The organism is Methyloversatilis sp. XJ19-13, assembly GCF_024580155.1.
Lineage (GTDB): Bacteria > Pseudomonadota > Gammaproteobacteria > Burkholderiales > Rhodocyclaceae > Methyloversatilis.
Genome location: NZ_JANINH010000005.1, coordinates 76,815 through 100,321, shown reverse-complemented (window position 1 = coordinate 100,321; position 23,507 = coordinate 76,815). Strand labels below are relative to the sequence as shown.

24 protein-coding genes are annotated in these 23,507 nt (G+C 63.5%); 15 read left to right on the top strand and 9 right to left on the bottom strand.

From position 1 onward, the window contains the following. Positions 1–3: 3 nt before the first annotated feature. Positions 4–1,497 (bottom strand): leucyl aminopeptidase, encoded by a 1,494-nt coding sequence (locus NMQ14_RS08545; RefSeq protein WP_257095182.1) that lies wholly within the window; start codon positions 1,495–1,497, stop codon positions 4–6. 127 nt (positions 1,498–1,624) lie between these two features. On the opposite strand from NMQ14_RS08545, the gene lptF reads away from it, so the two are divergent. After that, positions 1,625–2,707: an LPS export ABC transporter permease LptF gene (lptF, locus tag NMQ14_RS08540; protein ID WP_257095181.1), complete on the top strand. Its 1,083-nt coding sequence runs from the start codon at positions 1,625–1,627 to the stop codon at positions 2,705–2,707. Between the two features lie 2 nt (positions 2,708–2,709). Beyond that, positions 2,710–3,783: an LPS export ABC transporter permease LptG gene (lptG, locus tag NMQ14_RS08535; RefSeq protein WP_257095180.1), complete on the top strand. Its 1,074-nt coding sequence runs from the start codon at positions 2,710–2,712 to the stop codon at positions 3,781–3,783. A gap of 30 nt (positions 3,784–3,813) precedes the next feature. Here lptG and NMQ14_RS08530 read toward each other — a convergent pair whose 3' ends face one another. From NMQ14_RS08530 to NMQ14_RS08515, 4 genes are all read right to left on the bottom strand, one after another. Then, entirely contained in the window at positions 3,814–4,245 is a 432-nt protein-coding gene (locus NMQ14_RS08530; protein ID WP_257095179.1) for an RDD family protein, read from the bottom strand. 86 nt (positions 4,246–4,331) lie between these two features. Continuing rightward, positions 4,332–4,784, bottom strand: coding sequence for a DUF3106 domain-containing protein (locus tag NMQ14_RS08525; RefSeq protein ID WP_257095178.1), 453 nt, complete (start codon positions 4,782–4,784; stop codon positions 4,332–4,334). Then, positions 4,784–5,206, bottom strand: coding sequence for a DUF3619 family protein (locus tag NMQ14_RS08520; protein WP_257095176.1), 423 nt, complete (start codon positions 5,204–5,206; stop codon positions 4,784–4,786). Before NMQ14_RS08520 ends, NMQ14_RS08525 begins: the two co-directional genes overlap by 1 nt. After that, positions 5,203–5,769, bottom strand: coding sequence for an RNA polymerase sigma factor (locus NMQ14_RS08515; protein WP_257095502.1), 567 nt, complete (start codon positions 5,767–5,769; stop codon positions 5,203–5,205). Before NMQ14_RS08515 ends, NMQ14_RS08520 begins: the two co-directional genes overlap by 4 nt. A 196-nt stretch (positions 5,770–5,965) precedes the next feature. On the opposite strand from NMQ14_RS08515, the gene NMQ14_RS08510 reads away from it, so the two are divergent. The 5 genes from NMQ14_RS08510 (at position 5,966) to NMQ14_RS08490 (ending at position 12,161) form a co-directional block, all read left to right on the top strand. Beyond that, the gene (locus tag NMQ14_RS08510) at positions 5,966–7,675 is read left to right on the top strand and encodes an acetolactate synthase 3 catalytic subunit (protein ID WP_257095174.1); all 1,710 of its coding nucleotides are present in this window, start codon (positions 5,966–5,968) and stop codon (positions 7,673–7,675) included. A 150-nt stretch (positions 7,676–7,825) separates the two neighbouring features. After that, positions 7,826–8,317, top strand: a complete 492-nt coding sequence (gene ilvN, locus NMQ14_RS08505; protein WP_257080453.1) for an acetolactate synthase small subunit — start codon at positions 7,826–7,828, stop codon at positions 8,315–8,317. A 71-nt stretch (positions 8,318–8,388) separates the two neighbouring features. Then, positions 8,389–9,405 carry a ketol-acid reductoisomerase gene (gene ilvC / locus NMQ14_RS08500; protein WP_069039477.1) on the top strand — a complete coding sequence of 339 codons (1,017 nt, stop codon included), beginning with the start codon at positions 8,389–8,391 and terminating at the stop codon, positions 9,403–9,405. 206 nt (positions 9,406–9,611) lie between these two features. After that, positions 9,612–10,379: a CDP-diacylglycerol--serine O-phosphatidyltransferase gene (gene pssA / locus NMQ14_RS08495; RefSeq protein ID WP_257095173.1), complete on the top strand. Its 768-nt coding sequence runs from the start codon at positions 9,612–9,614 to the stop codon at positions 10,377–10,379. A 237-nt stretch (positions 10,380–10,616) separates the two neighbouring features. Then, positions 10,617–12,161 carry a 2-isopropylmalate synthase gene (locus tag NMQ14_RS08490; protein ID WP_257095171.1) on the top strand — a complete coding sequence of 515 codons (1,545 nt, stop codon included), beginning with the start codon at positions 10,617–10,619 and terminating at the stop codon, positions 12,159–12,161. A gap of 33 nt (positions 12,162–12,194) precedes the next feature. On the opposite strand, the gene NMQ14_RS08485 is transcribed toward NMQ14_RS08490, so the two are convergent. Beyond that, positions 12,195–12,554, bottom strand: coding sequence for a DUF2069 domain-containing protein (locus NMQ14_RS08485; protein ID WP_257080451.1), 360 nt, complete (start codon positions 12,552–12,554; stop codon positions 12,195–12,197). Position 12,555: 1 nt separating this feature from the next. Continuing rightward, positions 12,556–13,149: an NAD(P)H:quinone oxidoreductase gene (wrbA, locus tag NMQ14_RS08480; RefSeq protein ID WP_257095170.1), complete on the bottom strand. Its 594-nt coding sequence runs from the start codon at positions 13,147–13,149 to the stop codon at positions 12,556–12,558. Between the two features lie 99 nt (positions 13,150–13,248). Here wrbA and NMQ14_RS08475 point away from each other — a divergent pair, with 99 nt between their 5' ends. Next, a complete protein-coding gene (locus NMQ14_RS08475) occupies positions 13,249–14,094 on the top strand; it encodes a YihY/virulence factor BrkB family protein (RefSeq protein ID WP_257095169.1) in 846 nt (281 codons plus the stop codon). Here NMQ14_RS08475 and NMQ14_RS08470 read toward each other — a convergent pair. Continuing rightward, positions 14,091–15,542 (bottom strand): hypothetical protein, encoded by a 1,452-nt coding sequence (locus NMQ14_RS08470; RefSeq protein WP_257095168.1) that lies wholly within the window; start codon positions 15,540–15,542, stop codon positions 14,091–14,093. The genes NMQ14_RS08475 and NMQ14_RS08470 overlap by 4 nt on opposite strands. A 163-nt stretch (positions 15,543–15,705) precedes the next feature. Between NMQ14_RS08470 and pyrF the strand changes: the two genes are divergently transcribed. From pyrF to rplS, 7 genes are all read left to right on the top strand, one after another. Then, a complete protein-coding gene (pyrF, locus tag NMQ14_RS08465) occupies positions 15,706–16,446 on the top strand; it encodes an orotidine-5'-phosphate decarboxylase (protein WP_257095167.1) in 741 nt (246 codons plus the stop codon). A 141-nt stretch (positions 16,447–16,587) separates the two neighbouring features. Then, positions 16,588–17,508, top strand: a complete 921-nt coding sequence (locus NMQ14_RS08460) for an ABC transporter substrate-binding protein (protein ID WP_257095166.1) — start codon at positions 16,588–16,590, stop codon at positions 17,506–17,508. Beyond that, the gene (locus NMQ14_RS08455) at positions 17,505–19,430 is read left to right on the top strand and encodes an ATP-binding protein (protein WP_257095165.1); all 1,926 of its coding nucleotides are present in this window, start codon (positions 17,505–17,507) and stop codon (positions 19,428–19,430) included. Before NMQ14_RS08460 ends, NMQ14_RS08455 begins: the two co-directional genes overlap by 4 nt. A gap of 88 nt (positions 19,431–19,518) precedes the next feature. Next, complete coding sequence (gene rpsP / locus NMQ14_RS08450) at positions 19,519–19,755, top strand: 30S ribosomal protein S16 (RefSeq protein ID WP_069039486.1); 237 nt, start codon at positions 19,519–19,521, stop codon at positions 19,753–19,755. Beyond that, on the top strand, positions 19,752–20,297 hold the full coding sequence (rimM, locus tag NMQ14_RS08445; RefSeq protein ID WP_306441167.1) for a ribosome maturation factor RimM: 546 nt from the start codon (positions 19,752–19,754) through the stop codon (positions 20,295–20,297). The genes rpsP and rimM overlap by 4 nt, the downstream gene beginning before the upstream one ends. A gap of 29 nt (positions 20,298–20,326) precedes the next feature. Continuing rightward, positions 20,327–21,010: a tRNA (guanosine(37)-N1)-methyltransferase TrmD gene (trmD, locus tag NMQ14_RS08440; protein WP_257095162.1), complete on the top strand. Its 684-nt coding sequence runs from the start codon at positions 20,327–20,329 to the stop codon at positions 21,008–21,010. Between the two features lie 124 nt (positions 21,011–21,134). Beyond that, positions 21,135–21,518, top strand: coding sequence for a 50S ribosomal protein L19 (gene rplS, locus NMQ14_RS08435; protein ID WP_069039488.1), 384 nt, complete (start codon positions 21,135–21,137; stop codon positions 21,516–21,518). A 98-nt stretch (positions 21,519–21,616) separates the two neighbouring features. Here rplS and dxs read toward each other — a convergent pair whose 3' ends face one another. Further along, positions 21,617–23,506 (bottom strand): 1-deoxy-D-xylulose-5-phosphate synthase, encoded by a 1,890-nt coding sequence (dxs, locus tag NMQ14_RS08430; RefSeq protein WP_257095160.1) that lies wholly within the window; start codon positions 23,504–23,506, stop codon positions 21,617–21,619. Between the last annotated feature and the right edge of the window lies 1 nt (position 23,507).

The window sequence follows — 23,507 nt, the reverse complement described above, 5'->3', positions numbered from 1 at the left end:
GGCTCAGAGCTTGCCGGCGCGTTCGAGCAGGAAATTCACCAAAAGCGGTACCGGCCGGCCGGTCGCGCCCTTGTCCTTGCCGCTCTTCCAGGCCGTGCCGGCGATGTCCAGATGCGCCCACTTGTACTTCTTCGTGAAGCGGGAAAGGAAGCAGGCGGCGGTGATGGAGCCGGCCGGTCGACCGCCGATATTGCCCATGTCGGCGAAGTTGCTCTTCAACTGCTCCTGGTAGTCGTCCCAGATCGGCAGCCGCCAAGCGCGGTCGAGCGCGCTCTGGCCGGCGGCCAGCAATTCGTCGGCCAGCGCGTCGTCGTTCGCCATCAGGCCGCTGGTGACGTGGCCGAGCGCGATGATGCAGGCGCCGGTCAGCGTGGCGATGTCGACCACGCAGGCCGGCTCGAAACGTTCCGCGTAGGTCAGCGCATCGCACAGGATGAGCCGGCCTTCGGCGTCTGTATTGAGGATTTCGATGGTCTGGCCGGACATCGACTTGACCACATCGCCCGGACGGGTTGCCGCGCCGCCCGGCATGTTTTCGACCGTCGGGATCAGGCCGACCACATTGATCGGCAGTTTCATCGCCGCGATGGCCTGCAGCGTGCCGAGCACGCTGGCGGCGCCGCACATGTCGTACTTCATTTCGTCCATGCCTTCACCGGGCTTGAGCGAAATGCCGCCGGAGTCAAACGTGACGCCCTTGCCGACCAGCACCACCGGTGCATCGGCCTTCTTGCCGGCGCGATACTCCATGGCAATGAATTTCGGTGGCTGGCGGGTGCCCGCTGACACCGACAGCAACGAACCCATGCCCAGTTTCTGCATGTCGGCGCGTTCCAGCACGGTCACCGCGATGCCGCTCTTGCGGCCCAGTTCGAGCGCCTGCTCGGCCAGATAGGTCGGCGTGCAGACATTGGGCGGCAGATTGCCCAGGGTTTTCGTGAAGGCGAGGGCGTGGCCGATGGCGGCACCCTGCACCAGCGCCTCGTCGGCTGCACTGGCGCTGCATTTCTTCGGTAGCGTGAAGGCCATCTTTGCCAGCGCACGCGATTCATCCTTCTTGTGGCGCGCGTGCGTGTCGTAGCGGTACAGCACGTCGAGCACGGTGCTCGCCGCCTGGCGCAGCGCGCGTGCGCCGCCGGACTTGCGCGGCGCCTCGTCGGCCAGCGCGCACACCGCGTCGGAAGCACCCGTGTCGCGCAGCGCGCGCACGGCTGCAGCGACGGCATCGCGGTATTCGCGGGCGCCGAATTCCTTCTCCTTGCCCAGACCGACCAACAGTACGCGCTCGGCGGCAACGCCGGGCAGCTTGTGCAGCAGCAGCGTGCTGCCCGCCTTGCCTTCCATGTCGCCGCTGCCGGTGATTTCGCCGATGCGGCCCTTGCTCGCCGCGTCCAGCGCAGCAGCAGCGGCTGTGAGCTTGCGGGATTCGTAGACGCCGACGATCAGTGCGCCCGTGCGCAGTTTCTCGGGGCTGCCGCTCTTTATGCTAAATTCCACCCGCTTCTCCTCAAGTCAATTCGCGCCGCTTCAAACCGCCTGATTATCGGCGTGAAGCCGCACACGAGTCAAAAAAGAACGCTGCTCGGTGCCCCGGCGCCGAGTTGTTCCGCACGGAGCCCCAGGCTTGATCTTCCAGCGCGCCGCCCTGCGCGAATTCGCCAGCACAGCCTTGACGGTCTTCGTGGCCCTGTTTGCCATCGTGCTGTCCACGCAGCTCGTCCGCCTGCTCGGACAGGCGGCCGGCGGAAAGGTGGCATCCGAAGCGGTAATGGCGCTGCTCGGCTTCGGCGCGCTGCGCTACATGTCGGTCATCCTGTCGCTCACGCTGTTCATCGCCATCCTGCTGTCGATGTCGCGCAGCTGGCGCGATTCGGAAATGGTCGTGTGGTTTTCGACCGGCGTGTCCCTGACCGCCTGGATACGCCCGGTGCTGGTGTTTGCCGTGCCGCTGACCGTGCTGGTGGCGGTGCTGTCGCTCTATCTGGCGCCTTGGGCGCTGAACAAGAGCGCCGAATTCCGCACCCGCATGAGCAATCGCGATGACGTGGCCCAGATGTCGCCCGGCAGCTTCCGCGAGTCGTCCCAGGCAGACCGCGTATTCTTCGTGGAAAGCGGCGAGGGCAAGGACGGTGCGGTGAAGAACATCTTCGTCAGCACGACCGACAGGGGCAAGCTGGGGGTGATGGTGGCCGGCGACGGCTACACGCAGACGGTGGACAACGGCGACCGCTTCGTCGTGATGCTCGAAGGGCGTCGCTACGAGGGCGTGCCGGGCAGTCCGGAGTATCGCGTGATGGAATTCGAGCGCTACGCGGTGCGCATCGAAACGCGTGAAGCGCAGGGCGTGGAGTCACGACCTTATCTGCGCACCGTCGAGGAACTTCTGGCCGATCCGACGCCGCCGAACAATGGCGAACTGGCGTTCCGCATCGGGCTGCCGATCGCTGCGATCAATCTGGCGCTGCTGGCGATTCCGCTTTCGTTCGTCAATCCGCGCGCCGGCCGCGCCACCAATCTGCTGACCGCGCTGCTGATCTACCTGATGTATTCGAACCTGCTGAGCATCACACAGGCCTGGGTTGCACAGGGCAAGCTGTCGCTGTCCGGCGCACTGTGGTCGCTGCACGGTGGCATGTTCCTGCTGCTCGCCCTCCTGTTTGCGTGGCGCGCATACGCTCACGTTCCACGGGCCTGGGCGAACCGCTGACCATGCTCATACACGAACGCTACCTGCGTCGCGAAGTCGTGCTGGCCACCCTGCTGGTGTTGGCGTCCTTTCTCGGACTGTTCGGCTTTTTCGACCTGATCAACGAACTGGACAACCTCGGGCGCGGCAATTACGGGCTCGAACATGCGGTGATGTACACGGTATTGACCATGCCCGGTCGAGTGTACGAAACGCTGCCGATCGCAGTGTTGATCGGCGGGCTGTATTCGCTGACCACACTGTCGCGCCATTCCGAAATCACCGTGCTGCGGGTGTCGGGCGTGTCCACGCCGCAACTCCTGCGTCTGCTCGCACGTATCGGGCTGCCCTTTGTGGTGTTGACCTTCGTCACCGGCGAGTTCGTTGCACCGCCCGCCGAGAAGGCGGCGCAGGAACTGAAGCTCGCCGCCCGCTCGCAGTTGCTGACCAGCGAATTCCGCAGCGGCTTCTGGATCAAGGACGAGAACGACTTCGTGAATGTGGGCAGCGTGACGCCCGATGGCAAATTGCAGCAGCTTCGCATTTTCGAGTTCAACGACAGCCGTGTGCTGCTGTCGGTGCTCGAAGCCGCCGGGGCCGCCTATCTGCCGCCCGAGGGCTGGACGCTGACCGACGTCACCCGCACCGAGTTCACCAACAAGGGTGCGCGGGTGAGCCGATCGGACAGCCTGGTGTGGGAATCGGGTCTGAGCCCCGATGTGATGAGTGTCATGCTGGTCGTGCCCGAACGCATGTCGGCCTGGAAGCTCTGGCACTACATCCAGCACCTGGTCGACAACCGGCAGGAAACCGGTCGCTACGAAATTGCGTTGTGGAAGAAATTTACCTATCCGCTCGCCTGCATCGTGATGCTGGCGCTTGCGTTGCCGTTTGCCTACATGCACAACCGCAATGCCGCGGTCAGCATCAAGGTGTTTACCGGCGTGATGATCGGCGTGTTCTTCCACATGCTGAACGGGCTGTTTTCCAACCTGGGCGCCATCAATTCGTGGCCGCCCTATGCGGCGGCGCTGACGCCGGGACTGCTCTTCATGTTCGCTGCAGCCGCCATGCTGTGGTGGGAAGACCGGCGATGAACGTCTACTCCACCAGACCTTCCTGGCAGGTTACTTGACGCGGATCACCCGCGTGCCGGCCAGCCGGTCATGCAGAAACTGGCGCTCGCGATCGAACAGTGCCCAGATCAGTCCGGCGCCGCAGAACAGCACCGAAGGCCAGCTCAGCAGATAGCGCAGCATGGCGCGGCGCCAGTGCGGTGGGTTGTCCTGCGTCGCGTCGACCACCCGGATGCCCCAGGTCTGCATGGCCAGCGTCTGCCCGCCGGTATGCCAGTAATGCACGAAATACAGGCCGAGCAGCGCACCGGCGTGCAGCCAGGCAAACCAGCCCTGTGGTGCGACCTCGAAGAACAGGCCTATCAACAGATATGGCAGCATGAAGCCAGCGGCCAGCACGCCCAGCAACAACAGGGATTCGTACAGCAACGAGGCGAGGCGGCGGCGCAGGCCGGCGGCCGGAAAACGGATGAGGTCGGACATCGGGCAGTCAGGCAGCGTGAAATGGCGACCCAAGGCTGGCTGGAATGCGAAGCGCACTCCGGCGAACCGTGGAGAACATGCACAGTTTACTTGCGTAACGGGGTCGCGGCGGCGGCTCCCGGCGCTTTCTCTGCCGGGCGTTGACTGTCATTGAAGCGTTTGCGTTCTTCGCGCGACAGGCTTTCGTAGGCTTCCCACTTGCGCGCAAGTGCTTCGCGTTGATCGGGCGGCATGGCCTGCAGGCGCTTGTAGCGCTCGCGTGCCTCGACCCGCTCCTCCGGTGTAAGGCTGGACCAGTAGCTCATGCGAGCGCGCATGCGCGCCTGTTCATCGGGTGTCATCGACGGAAATCGCTGCGCCAGTTCGAGCCATTTCCGGCGCCTGTCATCGTCAAGGTGGTTCCAGTCACCCCCCAGCGGCGCGAGCACATCGCGCTGCGCCGCGCTCAGTTGCTGCCAGCCGGGCTGCTCGCCGGCCTGTGCAGGGACGGCTGCGGTGAAGGCCAGCAGTACCGAAACCACGCACAGCAGGGTGCGCATCAGACACCTCCCTGGTGCGCGACCCAAGCGGCAAAGCCCCGGTCGAGGTAGGCATCGATCGGCAGGTCGTCGGTCAGCAGTGTACTGTCGATTTCAATGACTTCGCTGTGATTGGCGTTCGCGGCATATTGCCCGGCAAAAGTGGCGACCGCAGCCAGCATGACGATACCGAGCGCCGGCGTGATGACGTCGCGCAGCCAGTGCTGGCCGGTGCCCGGAAGGCCGGCCAGCTGAAACAGGGCGATCGGCGTCCGGCGTTTCGATGCATGCAGCGCAAGCGCTTTCTCGCGCGACTGGCTCAGACGGAACACGATGTCGGGCGCCAGTCCGGCGCTCGCGGCTTCCAGTGCGGCATGTGCGCGCTGGCCGACCGCTGCCTGTTCGAGCCCGGTCGGCTCGGGCCTGATGACGGGATTGTTCATAGCTTGACGCCGCGCAGTTTCAGGGCGGCGGCCAAAGAGTGCGTCGCGCGCGAGCAGTGCGTCTTCACGCTGCCCTCGGAGCAGCCCATGACCGCCGCGGTTTCGGAAATATCCATTTCTTCCCAGTAACGCATCAGGAATGCCTCTCGTTGACGGCCCGGGAGCCGGGCAATCTCCCGCTCGATGAGCGCCATCACCTCCGCCTGCCCGACGTTCTGCTCCGGGCTGCGGCCGAGTGATGACGGGTCGTCGACCACCATGGTGTCAAGCGGGTCGTAATCGTCATCGTCATCCGCGCCCGAAAAGGCCGACAGCAGTGTCGTCCAGGTCGAGCGTACCTTGCGCCGCCGGAATGCGTCGCGGATGACGTTCTGCAGGATGCGCTGGAACAGCATGGGAAACTCGCCCGCCGGCCGGTCACTGTACTTTTCGGCCAGTTTGAGCATTGCGTCCTGCACGGCGTCGAGCGCGGATTCGTCGTTGCGCAGCGCGAAAACAGCCTGTTTGAAGGCACGACGTTCCACGGCGGCGAGAAAGTTCGACAATTCTTCTCTGGAAGCCAGATTGATTCCTTCTAGGGGTGATCTGCGCCGAACGGTCAGTGTGTTCTGGATCGATCGGATGGGGGCCAGGTTCCCGACGGACGGGGCGCCCGGATCAGCCCGGATCGTCGGGCCGGCGGCGGACAAATGCCTTGACCACACAACAGGTGCAGGCTACCCTCTGGCGCTTTTCCGGAAATTTTATACAGGTGGTTCAATGCTATTGACCGGAGCGGAAATTGTAGTCAGGTGCCTTGCGGAAGAAAAGGTCGAATACGTGTTCGGGTATCCGGGCGGTGCCGTCCTGTACCTGTACGACGAGCTTTTCAAGCAGGACGCGGTACGCCATGTACTCGTCCGGCACGAACAGGCCGCGCTGCATGCGGCCGATGCCTACTCGCGCTCGACTGACCGTGTAGGGGTTGCGCTCGTCACGTCCGGTCCCGGTGTCACCAATGCCATCACCGGCATTGCCACGGCGTATATGGACTCCATCCCGATGGTGATCATTTCCGGCCAGGTGCCGACGGCCGCCATCGGCCAGGACGCCTTCCAGGAGTGCGACACGGTCGGCATCACGCGTCCGTGCGTGAAGCACAATTTCCTGGTCAAGGACGCGAAGGACATCGCCAGCACCATCAAGAAGGCCTTCTACATTGCGAAGACCGGCCGCCCTGGCCCGGTGCTGGTCGATATCCCGAAGGACATCACGATCGCGAAGGCAGAGTACGAGTACCCGAAATCGGTGACGATGCGTTCGTACAATCCGATCATCAAGGGGCATCAGGGCCAGATCAAGAAGGCGGTACAGCTGTTGCTCGACGCCAAGCGCCCGATGATCTACGCCGGCGGCGGCGTCATCCTGTCGGACTGTTCGGAGCAGCTCACGAAGCTCGTGCGCACGCTCGGCGCGCCGTGCACCAATACGCTGATGGGCCTCGGCGCCTACCCGGCGACCGACAAGCAGTTCGTCGGCATGCTTGGCATGCATGGCAACTACGAAGCGAACATGGCGATGCAGTACTGCGACGTGCTGATTGCCGTCGGCGCCCGGTTCGACGACCGCGTGATCGGCAATCCGGCCGACTTCGCGCGCATTGCCCGCAAGATCATTCACATCGACATCGATCCGTCGTCGATCTCCAAACGCGTGAAGGTGGATGTGCCGATCGTCGGCAACCTGCCGGACGTACTGGACGACATCCTTCGTCTGCTCGATGGCTCGGCTGACCGCCCCGACCAGGAAGCGCTCGGCGAGTGGTGGAAGCAGATCGAGGAATGGCGCCGCCGCGACTGCCTGAAGTACAAGCAGAGCGACGAAATCATCAAGCCGCAGTTCGTCATCGAGAAGCTCTGGGAAGTGACCAAGGGCGATGCGTTCGTGACGTCCGACGTCGGTCAGCACCAGATGTGGGCAGCCCAGTACTACAAGTTCGACAAGCCGCGCCGCTGGCTCAATTCCGGTGGTCTGGGCACGATGGGCGTGGGCATTCCCTACGGTATCGGCGTGCAGCTCGCCCACCCGGGATCGCCTGTTGCGGTGGTGACTGGCGAAGGTTCGGTGCAGATGAACATCCAGGAACTGTCGACCTGCAAGCAGTACCGTATCCCGCTCAAGATCTGCAGCCTGAACAACCGCTATCTGGGCATGGTCCGCCAGTGGCAGGAAATCATCCACGGCAACCGCTACTCGGAGTCGTACATGGATTCGCTGCCGGATTTCCCGAAGCTGGCAGAAGCCTATGGCCACATCGGCATGCGCATCGAAAAGCCGGGCGATGTCGAAGGCGCACTGCGCGAAGCGTTCAAGCGCAAGAATGATCTGGTGTTCCTCGACTTCCAGGTCGACCAGACCGAAAACGTCTATCCGATGGTGATGGGCGGCAAGGGTCTGACCGACATGATCCTGTCTTCGGAAGACCTGTAACCGTATTCGAACGCTGCTGTACGCGGAACTGGCCGGTCAGGCCGACCAGTCCGCCTGCCGGGATTACCCGCCCGGCAGGCACCGGGCACCGGCCTCCGGCAGCCCGTTTCCGCGGCAGCGGTCTCTGCAATCCCTACCAAGGCGCTCGCAATGAGGCACGTCATATCCGTATTGATCGAAAACGAGGCAGGCGCACTGTCTCGCGTGTCCGGGCTGTTTTCCGCTCGCGGCTACAACATCGAATCGCTGACCGTGGCACCGACCGAAGACGTGTCGCTGTCGCGCATGACCATCATTTCCACCGGTTCGGATGACATCATCGAACAGATCACCAAGCAGCTGAACAAGCTGATCGAGGTGGTCAAGGTGGTTGACCTGTCCGAAGCCGCACACGTCGAGCGCGAGCTCATGCTGATCAAGGTGCGCGCGACCGGCAAGGACCGTGAAGAACTGAAGCGGGTCGCCGACATCTTCCGCGGCCGCATCATCGACGTGACCGACTCGACCTATGTCATCGAGCTGACCGGCAACACGTCCAAACTCGATTCCTTCGTCGGCGCCATCGATGCGTCGCTGATCCTGGAAACCGTGCGTACCGGCGTCTGCGGCATCGGCCGCGGCGATCGCATATTGCGTCTGTAGGCAGCAACCGAATCCGTATCACCTTCACGTACCACATCACCGCTCAAACCCACACGTATAAGGGAAAACCCATGAAAGTCTTCTACGACAAGGACGCTGACCTGTCCCTCATCAAAGGCAAGAAAGTCACCATCGTCGGTTATGGTTCGCAAGGCCATGCCCACGCACAGAACCTGTCCGATTCCGGCGTCAAGGTCACGGTCGGCCTGCGCAAGGGCGGCGTATCCTGGAAGAAGGCTGAAGGTGCCGGCCTGAAGGTGAAGGAAGTGGCAGAGGCAGTGAAGGGCGCGGATCTGGTCATGATCCTGCTGCCGGACGAGAACATTCCGCAGGTGTACTACGGCGATATCGAGCCGAACATCAAGAAGGGTGCGACGCTCGCATTCGCGCATGGTTTCAACATCCACTACAACCAGGTCGTGCCGCGCGCCGACCTCGATGTCGTGATGATTGCGCCGAAGGGCCCCGGTCATACGGTTCGTTCCGAATACCTGCGCGGAGGCGGCGTGCCGTCGCTGATCGCTGTGTATCAGGACAAGTCGGGCAAGGCGCGTGATCTCGCGCTGTCTTACTCTGCGGCCAACGGCGGCACCAAGGGCGGCGTGATCGAAACCTCGTTCCGCGAAGAGACCGAAACGGATCTGTTCGGCGAACAGACCGTGCTGTGCGGCGGTCTGGTCGAACTGATCAAGGCCGGTTACGAAACGCTGACGGATGCAGGCTACGCACCGGAAATGGCCTACTTCGAATGCCTGCACGAAGTGAAGCTGATCGTTGATCTGATCTTCGAAGGTGGCATTGCCAACATGAACTACTCGATCTCGAACAACGCCGAGTATGGTGAGTACGTGACCGGCCCGCGCATCATCGGCGCCGAAGCCCGTGCCGCGATGAAGGAGTGCCTGGACAACATCCAGAACGGCAATTACGCCAAGCGCTTCATTCTCGAAGGCCGCACCAACTACCCGGAAATGACCGCCCGTCGTCGCCTGACCGCGAATCACGAGATCGAGAAGGTCGGTGCCGAGCTGCGTGCGATGATGCCCTGGATCGCGAAGAACAAGCTGGTCGACCAGTCGAAGAACTGATTCGGTGCCTGTGCGGCCCGATCAGTCTGCGCATGTGCGTGGACTGATCGGGCTTTTCCTTTCCGGGCTTGGATGATGCCGGTCGTGCCCTGAGGCATGGATCGTTCATGATGGCGGACCTGTTCGCATGGCGTCCGCCGGATCGCCCTGGACGCACTGTTCTGCCTTGCGCGCTGCTGTTGCGCAGGGTTTGCCGGAGTGAGCGCATGTCAGAGTACGACCCGCAGTACGTGAAACCGGCCGACCCGCTGAAACGTCGGCGCGGCATCTACATCCTGCCCAATCTGTTCACCACAGCCTCCCTGTTTGCGGGCTTCTACGCGATCGTGCAGGCCATGAACGGCCGCTACGAGTACGCCGCTGTCGCCATTTTTGTCGCCATGGTGCTTGATGGGCTTGATGGTCGGGTGGCGCGCCTGACCCACACGCAGTCCGCGTTCGGCGCCGAGTACGACTCGCTTTCGGACATGGTGTCCTTTGGCGCCGCGCCTGCGCTGATCGCCTACGAGTGGGCCATGCGCGGCCTCGGGAAATGGGGCTGGATTGCCGCCTTCATCTACTGCGCTGGCGCGGCATTGCGACTGGCGCGCTTCAACACGAATCTCGGCACGGTGGACAAGCGCTATTTCCAGGGCTTGCCCAGCCCGGCTGCGGCCGCGCTGGTGGCCGGCCTCGTGTGGGTCACGACTGACAATGGCTACACCGGCCCGGACATGCGCTGGGCGGCGTTCGCAATCACCCTGTTCGCTGGCCTGACGATGGTCAGCAACGTGAAATTCTGGAGTGGCAAGGACATCAATCTGCGCCGAAGTGTGCCCTTCATCGTCATTTTCGGCTTCGTGCTTGCCTTCGTTGCGGTGTCGTTGAACCCGCCGATCGTGCTGTTCGGCCTGTTCGTCGCCTATGCGCTGTCCGGGTACGTCATGCTGCTGGCGAAATTCTTCACCCGGAAATCGGCCCCGCCGCCGGCCTGAACCGAACAACGGACATTGCCGGGCCGCGGAATTGCATTTATATTCGGGTACATGAACGCGATCCGCCTTCCGTCGTCCTCCCTCTCGCTGCGCCGCCTGCTGCTGGCGCGGCCGCTGCTGCGCTCGCGCGCACACTAATTCCTCCCCAAAATTTGCTGAAGTCTGCCCGCCGTGCGCCAACGCCACCGCGGTGAGATCCCGTACGCCGAACATTCCAGTCTGATACCGGAGAAAGTCATGTCTGAACGATTGATCATTTTTGACACCACCTTGCGCGACGGCGAACAAAGCCCCGGCGCATCGATGACGCGCGACGAGAAGTTGCGCATTGCCCGCCAACTCGAGCGCATGCGTGTCGACGTCATCGAAGCCGGCTTCGCCGCCGCTTCGAACGGTGACTTCGAGTCCGTACGGGCGGTGGCGGAAACCATCCGTGAATCCACCGTGTGCTCGCTCGCCCGTGCCAGCGAGAACGATATCCGCCGGGCTGGCGAGGCGATCAAGCCGGCCGCCAGCGGGCGCATCCACACCTTCATCGCGACCAGCCCGATCCACATGGAGAAGAAGCTGCGCATGACGCCCGATCAGGTCGTGGCGCAGGCGATCAAGTCGGTCGGCTGGGCGCTCGAGTACACGGATGACGTGGAGTTCTCGGCCGAAGACGCCGTGCGCAGCGACATCGATTTCCTGGTCCGTGTCTTTACCGAGGTGATCAAGGCGGGTGCCCGGACCATCAACGTGCCCGATACGGTCGGCTATTCGGTGCCGGCGCAGTGGGCCGAGCGCATGAAGCAGCTCATCGAGCGGGTACCGGGCGCCGACAAGGTCATCTGGTCGACGCACTGCCATAACGATCTCGGAATGGCGGTCGCCAATTCGCTTGCCGCGGTGATGGCCGGTGCACGTCAGGTCGAGTGCACGATCAATGGCCTGGGCGAGCGGGCAGGCAATGCGTCACTCGAGGAAATCGTCATGGCTGTGCGTACCCGGCGTGATGTGTTCGGCCTTGAGACGCGTATCGATGCCACGCAGATCGTGCCGGCGTCGCGCCTGGTGTCGACCATCACCGGCTATCCGGTGCAGCCGAACAAGGCGGTGGTCGGTGCCAATGCCTTCGCGCACGAGTCCGGCATTCATCAGGACGGCGTACTCAAGCACCGCGAAACCTACGAAATCATGCGCGCCGAGGATGTGGGCTGGAACACCAACAAGCTGGTGCTCGGCAAGCATTCGGGACGAAACGCGTTCCGCGCACGCCTGAACGATCTGGGCATCGTGGTCGAGTCGGAAGAACAGTTGAACGTCGCGTTCGCCGCCTTCAAGGAGCTGGCCGACAAGAAGCACGAAATCTTCGACGAGGATCTGCAGGCGCTGATGAGCGACGAGTCGGTCACGCCGGAAGAGGAGCTGTACAAGCTGGTCGCCATGAGCGTGCGTTCGGAAACCGGTGAAACGCCGCATGCCGCAGTGACGCTGATTGATGCAGGTCGGGAGGCGACCGTTGAATCGAAGGGCAGCGGCCCGGTCGACGCGGCGTTCCGGGCGATCGAAATGGTGGCGATGAGCAACGCGGAACTGTTGCTTTATTCGGTCAACGCGATCACCACCGGTACCGATGCGCAGGGCGAGGTGACCGTCCGTCTGGCGAAGGGCGGGCGCATCGTGAATGGTCAGGGCGCGGACACCGACATCATTGTGGCTTCGGCCAAGGCCTACATCAACGCGCTGAACAAGCTGCGCGGCGGTCAAAAGCTGAATCCCCAAGGCGAAAGCCCGATCTGACCTGAAGGACGGCGCCAGGGGCGCCGTCCTTTGTCACTCCGCTGCAGCCATCCGGCTTGGCGCCGTCAGTTTCGAATAGAACATGCAGCCGAAGAACAGCGTCGTCGTCAGCACCGTTGCGACGGCCGCCAGCTGTGCCGACAGCCCGCTGTCGGACGTCGCACGCACGATGCCCTCCGTCAGGTAGACCAGGCTGAGCAGCGACATCCACTGATGCGTGTAGCGCTTGCCGCGCAGGATGCCGAACAGAGCGGCAAGCAGCGGCACGATCTTCAGCACCAGCCAGGACCCACCCGGACGCAGTGGAGCAAGCCACAACTCCCACGCCAGGCCGAGCAGGATGAGGGCGACCAGGCTGATGCTGGCCATCAGGTTCCAGTGACGTGCGGTCATGTCAGGCGGCCAGTTTGAGTGCAGTGAGTGCAAGCCTGCGGCCGAGTGCGAAGGCGAGGCGTGCCTCCGGCTCGGTCAGCCAGTTGTCGCCATCGGCTCCCGCCACATGGCTGGCGCCGTAGGGCGATCCGCCGTCGGGTGTCGTGCTGAGGTCGGGTTCGGAGTAGGGCAGGCCGACAATGACCATGCCGTGATGGAGCAGCGGCAGCATCATCGTCAGCAGTGTGCTTTCCTGACCGCCGTGCTGTGAGGTGGTCGAGGTGAATACCGCAGCAGGCTTGCCTGACAGCGCGCCCGACAGCCATTGCGGACTGCTGCCATCAAGAAAGTACTTGAGCGGCGCGGCCATGTTGCCGAAGCGGGTCGGACTGCCCAGCGCCACGCCGGCGCATTCTTCCAGATCGCGTGCTTCGGCATAAGGTGCGCCGCTGTCCGGCACTGTCGAGGCGACCGCCTCGCACACTGTTGATACGGCGGGTACGGTGCGAAGGCGTGCGGCTGCACCGTCGACCGAATCGATGCCGCGCCCTATCTGGCGCGCCAGATTGAAGACCGAGCCATTGCGGCTGTAGTACAGAACCAGAATTTCCTTCACCGGATATCTTTCAACGCAGGTGATCCAGCACAATGAGGTGGCTGAGTGTACAGGCCCCGGCCCCGGTCACCGAATTTCCCGTTCCTCCTTTCGTACGACATGTCCTCCCGTTTCCCGGTTTCGCTCAGCCGCATTTTTCGGACTCTGGCGGCCACGGCTCGTCGGCACCGGGACGCCCATGCGGCCCAATCCGCTGCTGCACTGGCGCTCGCGCTGCTGTTCGCGCTGGTGCCGCTGCTGGTGCTGGCGCAGCAAGTCGCCGATCTGTTGCCCGATGCGCTGCGCGTCGCCAAGCCGCTGCGCGCCTACCTGACCGGTACGCTGCTGCCGGATGAAACGGGTGCATCGGTGGTCCGCCACGCCATGCGCTTCGTCGCAAAGGCGCGCCGGCTTTCAGCGGCCGATCTGCTGGTGCTGCTGGTCAGTGCCTGGGTGTGGGTGCGCACCGCGGACCATGCGATCAATGCAATGTGGTCACAGGCGCCGCGACGCAGGCTGCGCCAGACGGTGCTGGTCTATCTGGGTCTGCCGCTTCTGGCACCGCTGGCGCTTGGCACCGGTGCTGCGCTGAGCCTGTATCTGGTCACCGCGTCGCTCGGACTGATCGACGAGCCGACCTGGCTCAAGCTCGCGGCGCTGCGCGCGGCGGCCGCGCTGGTCACCGCCGGTTTTCTGCTGTTGCTGTACGGCATGCTGCCCCGCGCTCGCGTATCGCTGCGTTACGCGGTGACCGGTGCGCTGGTCGCCACGGCGCTGCTGTCGTTGATGCAGAAGGCTCTCAGCGTCTACATCGATCATGTGCCGGGCTATGAGCTGGTGTATGGCGCGCTGGCGACCTTGCCGGTTTTCCTGCTGTGGCTCTATCTGTTCTGGAACATCGTGCTGTTCGGCGCCAGCCTGACGGCGGAACTGCACGCTGGCGTGCGGTCGGGCAACAGACCCTAGGACGTCATCAGTTCTTCAAGTTCGAACAGTTCGAAGGCGTGGGTTTGCAGGGTGAGGTCCGACAACCGGGCATCGCCCAGCCGCAGGCGCTCGCCGGCGGCATGCGCGATGAGGATGTCGCGCCCGACTGCGGCGCCCGTCTGCAGCATCAGTGCCGGCTGCGGTCGGCGCGAGGTCAGCGGCGGCAGCCGCAGTGCTGCGACGGACATGCGACCGGATGCGCGCTCGGTGCCGAATATCACCGTGGCCGCCTGTGCGCCGTGACTGAGCAGTTCGACACCGATTTCCATCTGGTCCGCCTGTCCGCTGCGTGCCCAGCGCACCACGCAGATCATCCATTTCCGCGAATCGACGCCTTTGATCATGACCGGCGTGCCCGGACGTACAAGTCCGGTCTGGCCACTCGCCAGGCTGAGCGCGAAGCCGCTCGCACTGTCGTTCTGGATGATCCAGTGCGAACTGCAGTTCTGCCAGTCCGGCGAGGCATCGCGCCGTTCGAGCAGTGTCCATATAGCGTCGAACCCGATCAGCATGCGTACGTCCTGGACGCGTTCGCGGCGCGCCTGCTGGCGCCTTGGCATCGACATCCAGCGCGACTGGAGCATGCGCATCAGCCGGCGTGTCGGCAGTTGTTCGAGACAGGCTGGCAGGTGCAGTTCGCCAGCGCTGCCCCCTTCGTCGATCAGATCGAGGTGCTGGCCAAGTACCTGTCCCAGCCGCTGACATGAACAGTAAAGGATGTGCGCGGTGCGTTCCATGTTGGCCGGTGTGCGCAACAGCGCGGTGGGCCCCTGGTCTATCTCGTCGTCGAGCCAGAACCATGAGTCCAGGTCGCGATGGGGGGGTTGTACCTGCATCTGCACCGCCCCCGAGTAGCTGCGTACGTATTCGGCGACCCGGAAGAAATCGGAGGGTGCAAGGTTGGGCGGCTGGGCCAGCGCCAGCGCGACCAGCTGCCGGTACAACTGCTCTGCGTCAACGGAACCGGGACGGCTGGCAACCGGCGCAGCCACGGTCCGCGCATGCATCAACAGCGCATTGGCGGTGCCCCACATGCCCGGCGGGTCATCGGCCGCGATGAGCACATTGAGTGCGTAGGCGTCGAGTACGCACACCATGGCGTGTCCTGCGGTACGTGCGGGCCGATGGGCCGCGCCTTCTGCGAGCGCATCGAGATAGGCGCGGGCGAGCCGCATATGCAGCAAGCAGAGCGTTTCCGCGGTGTTGCGCATCCCGTGTTCGACCGGCAGGGCACTTGCCGCAAGTTCGGGCTTCAGTGCCGCAGTGCAGGTTCGTGCACGATCGTGGAAAATATCGAGAATGCGCACGCGAACGGTCTGTGCCACGTTCGCATGGTCGAGCATGTCAAGGTGGGCGGACAGCGCGGCCGATTCAACCGCGACTTGGCTGTCGGCCGGCAGTGCGAGCCAGTTGAGCACCGTTCTCATGCCGTCTCCCGTCCGCGCGTCACGGATGAGCCCTTCGAGTACGGGCGATACGGAAGCGGGAAAAGACATCGTGAGTGATCGTTGCAGCGGAAGAAGGTAGGGACGATTCTAGTAAACTCGGGCTTTCCGTGCGCAGGCCATACGCCTCACTTCATTCTGGATCATGACCGACTTCCGACCCGCCAGCGCTGAACGCCCCATCATCGATCCGTCCGACCGGCTGATTGTTGCCCTGGATGTACCGAGTGCCGATCAGGCGCGCGCCATCGTCGACCAGCTGGGCGACGCGGTCCGCTTCTACAAGATCGGTCTGGAGCTGTTCATGACCGGCAACTACTTCGAGCTGCTCGACTGGCTGGTGAAGCGCGACAAGAAGGTGTTCGTCGACCTGAAGTTCTTCGACGTGCCGGAAACCGTGCGTTCGGCAGTCCGTGCACTGTCCTGCAGCGGTGCGACTTTTGCGACGGTGCACGGCAATCAGGCCATCATGGAAGCGGCCGGCGCCGATAAGGGCGCATTGAAGATTCTCGCTGTGACGGTGCTGACCAGCCTCGATCGCGGCGATCTGGACGATCTCGGCTTTGCCTGTGACGTCGAAGCACTCGTTCTGTCGCGCGCGCGGCGAGCGCTGGCCGCCGGGTGCGATGGTGTCGTGTCGTCCGGACTTGAAGCGCCGGCAATCCGCGCCGAACTCGGTTCGCGCGTGCTGGTCGTGACGCCGGGCATCAGGCCGGTCGAAAACCGGCCGACTGACGACCAGAAGCGTACCGTCGACGTAGCGCAGGCGTTGACCAACGGCGCCGATTACCTCGTGGTCGGGCGCCCGATCCGCAATGCGTCCGACCCGGCCGCGGCCGCGCGCCGGATGCAGCAGCAGATCGCACAGGCGCTGGGTGTGTGCTGAAAGAAAACCCGCGCCGTCATCAGCCCTTCGGATGATGATTTGCGCGTGAGCCTTGCAGCATACTCATCGTGTCTTCAGTCAGCGTCGGGGCAGTACCGCGTTCACGTGCATGCGTCGGCACCTACACCCGCCCGGTGGTCCATGCGTTCCCGGTTCTCCCGGGCGGCAAGGGCGCTGCTGTGCGCCTTTCTACTGCTTGTTGCGCCAGCCGCTTTCGCTGCGTCCGTGCTGGTCCTGCTCAGTGAACCGGGTGGCGCCTACGCGGAGTTTGCCGATTCATTGAAGGCTGAGCGCGGCGCGCGCGGCGGCTACTCGATCGCCGTGCTGTCGCGGGCAGACTTTTCGCCCGAAGCGCTCGAGTCTCATGATCTGGTGGTCGCAGTCGGTGCGAGTGCACTGCGCACGCTTGTGCAGAGCGAGGTCAAGGTACCGGTGCTTTCCACGCTGGTGCCGAAGGCGGCCTACGAAGCCTTGGTTGCCGGTGATGCGCGCAGGTGGTCGGCCATCCATATCGACCAGCCATTTTCGCGTCAGGTGGCACTGATCCGTCTGGCACTGCCCGACGTGCGGCGCATCGGCGTAGTGGCTGATGCCGATACACCGCAACGCCTGCAACCGCTGCGCGAAGCGATGACCGGCACGCCGCTCCAGTTGGTGTTTGCGTCCTTTACCGGTGAGGCATCGCTTTTCTCGTCGCTCACACAGGTTCTTGAGCAGTCTCAACTGTTTCTCGCACTGCCGGATCCGCGCGTGCACAACGCCGGCACCGTGCGCAATCTGCTGCTTACATCCTTCCGTGCCCGCATACCGGTGGTCGGATTTTCCGCCGCCTACGTACGTGCCGGCGCAGTGATGTCGCTTTACTCGACGCCTGAACAGATGGCGCGCCAGGCCACCGACGCGATGATCGGCTGGACACTCGAACGCAACTGGCCGCCTGCGCGCTTTCCCCGTCACTTCACGGTGTCGGTGAATACCCATGTTGCACGCTCGCTCGGCCTGCGGATCGCCGATGCCGAAGCCTTGCGCGACCAGCTGGTGCAGCAGGAGAAGTCGCCATGAAGCACTGGGGAATCCGATCCCGCGTTCTGCTGGTGGCACTTGCGCCCCTGCTGGTGTGTGGCCTTGTCGGTGGTGTGTGGCTCGTGCTGGATCGTCTGGCTGCGCTCGAAAGCGCGCTGGTCGAACGGGGTCACGCCACTGCGCGTCAGGTTGCGGCGTCCGCCGACTACGGCGTATTTTCCGGCAATACCGATGCACTGGTGGCGCTGATCGAGGCTGCGCGGCGGGAACGTGACGTCACAGGCATCATGGTATCGAATCGCGACGGAGACCTCGTGGTGTCGGGCGGCTTGCTCAGCCGTGAAGCCTATGTGCCCGGTGCCCGGCCGGCCGGACTGGCACTGGTCGAGCTTGAATCGTCGACGCTCTTCATCGAGCCCATCGTGCGCAGTGCGGTGATCGGCGATCAGGACATGTTCGACGGGTTGACCGAAGGCTCGGCCGACAATCGCCCCACCGGTTGGGTACTTGTCGAAGTGTCGCGCAAGCGGGTGGATTCGCTGAAGACCGATTTCGCCGTGACAAGTGCGCTCGTGATTGCCTGCGCGCTGCTGGCGGCCAGCGCGTTTGCGATCCGCATCAGTCATACGGTGACCCGACCAGTGCGAGAAGTATCGCGCGTCGTCCGGCGGATCGGCGACGGTCATCTCGACGAGCGTGTGCCGGTGGCGGGAGGCGGGTCACTGCGTATCCTGGGCGAAGGCGTGAACAACATGGCCGAGCGGCTGACCCGTGCGCGCGACGAGCTTGAAGCACGTATCGCCGACGCGACCCGCCAGCTGCGCAGCCGAACCGATGACGCCGAACGTGCCAACTACGCGAAGTCGCGCTTTCTTGCAGCCGCCAGCCATGACCTTCGCCAGCCGATGCACGCGCTCGGGCTGTTCGTCGCCGAACTGGCCGAACGCTTGCGCGGTTCGGAACATCGTTCCTTGATAAGGCAGATCGAGGAATCGGTCGGTGCGATGGAAGATCTCCTCGATGCGCTGCTCGACATGTCGAAGCTGGACGCCGGCGGGGTAACAGTACGTCGTTCCGAGTTCGCATTGCAGCCACTGTTGTCGCGCATCGTCGATGACTTCGCGGCCGATGCACTGCAGCGCGGATTGCGCCTGAAGCTGCGCGCGACCGACGCATGGGCGGATACCGATCCGCTGCTGCTTGAACGCATCATGATCAATCTGGTGTCCAATGCGGTGCGCTACACGCAGCGGGGCGGCGTGCTGATTGCCGTGCGAGCGCGTGGCGATCACCTGCGCATCGAGGTGCGTGACTCGGGTCCGGGTATCCCCGACGAGGCGCTCGAGATGATTTTCGAGGAGTTCTACCAATTGCAGAATCCGGCGCGCGCGCGCGGCCAGGGCCTTGGGCTCGGGCTGGCCATCGTACGGCGACTGGTCGGACTGCTAGGCCACGAGGTGACCGTGCGCTCGCGGACCGGGGTGGGGTCGGTATTCGCGATCGAAGTGCCCCGTGTCGAAGGTGGTAACCGCACTGTGCCTGAAGACGTGCCGGACGTGATGCCCGACCGGCTGTCGCTGTTCGTCGTCGTCATCGACGACGATCCGGGGTCTCGCACGAGCATCGCCGGACTGCTTGCCTCCTGGGGCTGCGAGGTGCTTTGTGCCGGAACACTGTCCGAAGCGCGCGACGCCATCAGGCAGCGCGACAAGGCGCCGGCACTGATCCTGTGCGATTTTCGGCTCGCAGCCGTCGCGAGCGGCATCGACGTGCTCGACACGCTGCTCGCCGAGCAGAAGGGTGAGATCGCCGCTGCACTGGTAACCGGTGACACCGATCCGCAAGTGAGGCGCATGGCGGCCGCGCGCGGCTACCCGGTGTTGCACAAGCCGGTGCGTCCGGCGCGGTTGCGTGCGTTGATCCAGCAGGTTCTTGCGCAGTCACAGAACCCGGTCGCCTGATGACGATCGAAGTTGCGTGGTGAATGTCTTGCTGCGTAGCAGGTTCTTCGCTAATATCGCGGGTTTTCCTCGTTTCGAAGGAAGTGCAATGGTCGTTATCCGTCTCGCGCGTGGGGGTGCCAAGAAGCGCCCGTTTTTCAATATCGTTGCGACCGATTCCCGCAATCGTCGCGATGGCCGTTTCATCGAGCGCGTCGGTTACTACAACCCGATCGCCCCGGAAGGCACCGGCCTGTCGGTCAACGCTGAACGACTGGCCTACTGGACTGGTGTCGGCGCGCAACTGAGCCCGACGGTCGCCCGTCTGGTCAAGAAGGTCGCCTGATTTCCGGTTCGGCGAGCACCCTGGTCGTCCTCGGGCGACTGTCGGCGCCGTTCGGCGTGCAGGGCTGGTTGAGGTTGCACCCTTTCGGTGATGATCCTCAGTCCTGGAATGCGATTCGTGACTGGCATGTTCATGCCGATGCCGATGCGCCTGAGGCGCAGTGGAGCACGTTGAAGCTGGCTGCGTTGAAACTGCAGAACACCGGGCCGGTCGTGAAGTTCGAAGGCTGCGACGACCGCAACGGGTCGGAAAAGCTGGTCGGCCTGTATGTCGCAGTGCCGCGCCATGAACTTCCGGATACCGCCGAAGATGAGTATTACTGGGGCGACCTGATCGGTCTGACGGTCGTCAACACTGCGGGCGTGACACTTGGTCACATCGACCGGCTGCTGGAAACCGGCGCCGACGATGTACTGGTTGTGGTCGACGCGTCAGCGGGCGACACGCCCGTAGAACGCCTGATCCCGTTCGTGTCGGCGGTGGTGACTGATGTTGATCGCGAAGCAGGTGTGGTCCGCGTCGAATGGGACGCGCAGTGGTAGGGGCTGACAGCGCTGAAGGCGGCATCGGAATGGCGGGCATTGCCTTCGAGGTGATCACGCTGTTCCCTGAAATGTTTGCGGCCATCGAGCGCAGCGGCATCACGCGACGCGCGATGGAGCGATCGCTGTGGCGCGCGAATTATGTCAATCCGCGCGATTACGCGACCGATGCCCACCGTACCGTGGATGACCGTCCGTACGGCGGCGGCCCCGGCATGGTGATGATGGCGGAACCGCTGGCGCAGTCGATTGCGGCGTGCCAGGCACGCCATGGCGGCGCGGTGAAAGTGGTGCACTTTTCACCGGCGGGCGAGCGATTGACGCATCGTCGGGTGATGGAACTGTCGGGCGCGCAGGCACTGGTTTTGTTGTGTGGTCGTTATGAAGGGGTGGATCAGCGCTTGATCGACCGCCATGTCGATCTGGAAGTATCGCTGGGTGATTTCGTGTTGTCCGGCGGTGAATTGCCGGCGATGGTGCTGATGGACGCCATCATCCGTCAGCTTCCGGGCGCGCTGAATGACGCAAATTCGGCGATCGAGGATTCATTTGTCGCAGGCCTGCTCGACTGTCCGCACTACACGCGGCCGGAAACGTGGGAAGGCGAAACGGTGCCGGAAGTGCTGTTGTCGGGTGATCATGCCCGTATCCGGCGCTGGCGCGCCGAGCAGGCTCTGGCGCTGACGCGCAAGCGTCGTCCGGACCTGCTGTAGGAAAATGAAGTCAATGCAGTTGAAGTAGAGAGGGTGATCGCTGTATGGATTACTTCAATAAATGCGCGCATCACGGAACAGGTGCTCTGCGGCAAGGCAATGCCACTGACCAGGAGTTTTTGCAATGAATCTGATTGAGCAACTCGAACAGGAAGAAATCGCCCGTCTGGGCAAGAACATCCCTGACTTCGCGCCCGGCGATACGGTGATCGTGAACGTGAACGTGGTCGAAGGCGAGCGCAAGCGCGTCCAGGCTTACGAAGGCGTCGTGATCTCGAAGCGCAACCGCGGCCTGAACTCGAATTTCATCGTGCGCAAGATTTCCAGCGGCGAAGGCGTCGAGCGGACATTCCAGACTTATTCGCCGCTGATCGCATCGGTCGAGGTGAAGCGCCGCGGCGACGTGCGCCGCGCCAAGCTGTACTACCTGCGCGAGCGTTCGGGCAAGTCGGCACGCATCAAGGAAAAGCTTGTGCGCCGCGCTGCACCGGCTGCCAAGCAGGACTGACCGGCATCTCCTGCGGGACGCTTCGGCGTCTCCCTGCAGCGATAATTGAAAAAGGGACCTTGCGGTCCCTTTTTCACGTATGGTCATGCGCGGTGATGTCAGACGGCATCAAGCGGCTGAAGTGAGGCCTGCACCCGAGCGCGCACGCCGGCTTCGTCCAGACCGACCTCCGCCATCAGTTGCGCCGGATCCCCGTGATCGACGAAGCGGTCAGGCAGGCCGATACGCACCACGCGACAGGCGAGCCTTGCATCGTTGACTACCCTTTCGACCTCGCTGCCGGCACCGCCGATCAGCGCGTTTTCTTCCAGTGTCACCAGCACTGCGTGGCGCTGCGCCAGTTCGAGTACAAGCGCCGTGTCGAGCGGCTTGGCGAAGCGCATGTTCACCACGCTGGCGTCGAATTCATCAGCGACTGACAACGCCGGTGTGAGCATGGCGCCAAAGGCAAGCAGGGCGACTTCGCCGTTGCCGGAACGGCGCAGTTCGCCCTTGCCGATCGGCAAGGCGCGCATGTCGCTCTGCAACGGTACGCCGGGGCCACTGCCGCGCGGATAGCGTACAGCGCTCGGGCCTTCGTGCAGGTAGGCGGTATATAGCATCTGCCGACACTCGTTTTCGTCGCTCGGTGTCATCACGACGATGTTCGGCAGGCACAACAGGTAGGAAAGGTCGAACGCACCGTGATGGGTCGCACCGTCGGCACCCACCAGGCCGGCGCGGTCGAGCGCCATCATGACCGGCAGGTTCTGCAGGCAGACGTCGTGGATCAACTGGTCGTATGCGCGCTGCAGGAAGGTCGAGTAGATGGCGACTACCGGCTTCATGCCTTCGCATGCGATGCCGGCCGCGAACGTCAGTGCGTGCTGTTCGGCGATCCCCACATCGAAGTAGCGCGTCGGGTATTCCTGGGCAAAGCGCACCATGCCCGAGCCTTCGCGCATCGCCGGCGTGATCGCCATCAGCTTGTCGCTCAGCGCCGCCATGTCGCACAGCCAGTCACCGAACACCTGGGTGTAGGTCAGCTTGCCGGCGCCCTTGGCCGTCTGGATGCCCGCATGGTGGTCGAACTTGCCGACACCGTGATACAGGATGGGGTCGGCTTCGGCCAGCTTGTAACCGTAGCCCTTCTTCGTGATCACGTGCAGGAATTTCGGTCCGGGCAGTTCGCGCAGGTTTTCCAGCGTGGGAATCAGTGCGTCGAGATCATGTCCGTCGATCGGCCCGTAGTAATGGAAGCCGAATTCCTCGAACAGTGTGCCGGGTGTGATCATGCCCTTCACGTGTTCTTCCGCACGCTTGGCGAACTCCTTCAGCGAAGGTGCCAGTTCAAGCACCTTTGCACCGGCGCGCCGCGCAGCATTGTAGGTCTGGCCGGACAGCAGGCGCGTCAGATACTTGTTCAGCGCGCCGACCGGCGGCGAGATCGACATGTCATTGTCGTTCAGGATGACAAGGATGTCCGCGTCTTCGACGCCAGCGTTGTTCAGCGCCTCGAATGCCATGCCGGCGGTCATCGCGCCGTCGCCGATCACCGCGATGCTGTGCCGTTTCAGCCCCTGCGCACGGGCTGCGACGGCCATGCCGAGCGCCGCGGAGATGGAGGTCGAAGAGTGCGCGGTGCCGAAGGTGTCGTACTCGCTTTCGCAGCGGCGCGGGAAGCCGCTCACGCCCTGATACTGGCGCAGTGTCGACATGCGTTCGCGCCGGCCGGTCAGGATCTTGTGCGCGTAGGTCTGATGGCCGACATCCCACACGATGCGGTCGTGCGGCGTGTTGTAGATGTGATGCAGCGCGACCGTCAGTTCCACCGTGCCGAGGTTGGACGACAGGTGACCACCGGTGCGTGACACCGATTCGAGCAGGAATCTGCGCAGTTCGGCCGCCAGCGGCGCGAGGTCGCGCGCATCGAGCGCCCGCACGTCGGCCGGAGAGCCGATCGTGTCGAGCAGCGGGTAGGCGCTTGTCGTTTGCAAGGATCTGTCCATG

Bases quoted from the DNA above. Each gene is read 5' to 3' on its own strand.
- lptG (WP_257095180.1), top strand. From the start codon at position 2,710: ATGCTCATACACGAACGCTACCTGCGTCGCGAAGTCGTGCTGGCCACC.
- NMQ14_RS08530 (WP_257095179.1), bottom strand. From the start codon at position 4,245: ATGTCCGACCTCATCCGTTTTCCGGCCGCCGGCCTGCGCCGCCGCCTC.
- NMQ14_RS08525 (WP_257095178.1), bottom strand. From the start codon at position 4,784: ATGCGCACCCTGCTGTGCGTGGTTTCGGTACTGCTGGCCTTCACCGCA.
- NMQ14_RS08520 (WP_257095176.1), bottom strand. From the start codon at position 5,206: ATGAACAATCCCGTCATCAGGCCCGAGCCGACCGGGCTCGAACAGGCA.
- NMQ14_RS08510 (WP_257095174.1), top strand. From the start codon at position 5,966: ATGCTATTGACCGGAGCGGAAATTGTAGTCAGGTGCCTTGCGGAAGAA.
- ilvN (WP_257080453.1), top strand. From the start codon at position 7,826: ATGAGGCACGTCATATCCGTATTGATCGAAAACGAGGCAGGCGCACTG.
- ilvC (WP_069039477.1), top strand. From the start codon at position 8,389: ATGAAAGTCTTCTACGACAAGGACGCTGACCTGTCCCTCATCAAAGGC.
- pssA (WP_257095173.1), top strand. From the start codon at position 9,612: ATGTCAGAGTACGACCCGCAGTACGTGAAACCGGCCGACCCGCTGAAA.
- NMQ14_RS08490 (WP_257095171.1), top strand. From the start codon at position 10,617: ATGTCTGAACGATTGATCATTTTTGACACCACCTTGCGCGACGGCGAA.
- NMQ14_RS08485 (WP_257080451.1), bottom strand. From the start codon at position 12,554: ATGACCGCACGTCACTGGAACCTGATGGCCAGCATCAGCCTGGTCGCC.
- NMQ14_RS08475 (WP_257095169.1), top strand. From the start codon at position 13,249: ATGTCCTCCCGTTTCCCGGTTTCGCTCAGCCGCATTTTTCGGACTCTG.
- NMQ14_RS08470 (WP_257095168.1), bottom strand. From the start codon at position 15,542: ATGAGAACGGTGCTCAACTGGCTCGCACTGCCGGCCGACAGCCAAGTC.
- pyrF (WP_257095167.1), top strand. From the start codon at position 15,706: ATGACCGACTTCCGACCCGCCAGCGCTGAACGCCCCATCATCGATCCG.
- NMQ14_RS08460 (WP_257095166.1), top strand. From the start codon at position 16,588: ATGCGTTCCCGGTTCTCCCGGGCGGCAAGGGCGCTGCTGTGCGCCTTT.
- NMQ14_RS08455 (WP_257095165.1), top strand. From the start codon at position 17,505: ATGAAGCACTGGGGAATCCGATCCCGCGTTCTGCTGGTGGCACTTGCG.
- rpsP (WP_069039486.1), top strand. From the start codon at position 19,519: ATGGTCGTTATCCGTCTCGCGCGTGGGGGTGCCAAGAAGCGCCCGTTT.
- trmD (WP_257095162.1), top strand. From the start codon at position 20,327: ATGGCGGGCATTGCCTTCGAGGTGATCACGCTGTTCCCTGAAATGTTT.
- rplS (WP_069039488.1), top strand. From the start codon at position 21,135: ATGAATCTGATTGAGCAACTCGAACAGGAAGAAATCGCCCGTCTGGGC.
- dxs (WP_257095160.1), bottom strand. From the start codon at position 23,506: ATGGACAGATCCTTGCAAACGACAAGCGCCTACCCGCTGCTCGACACG.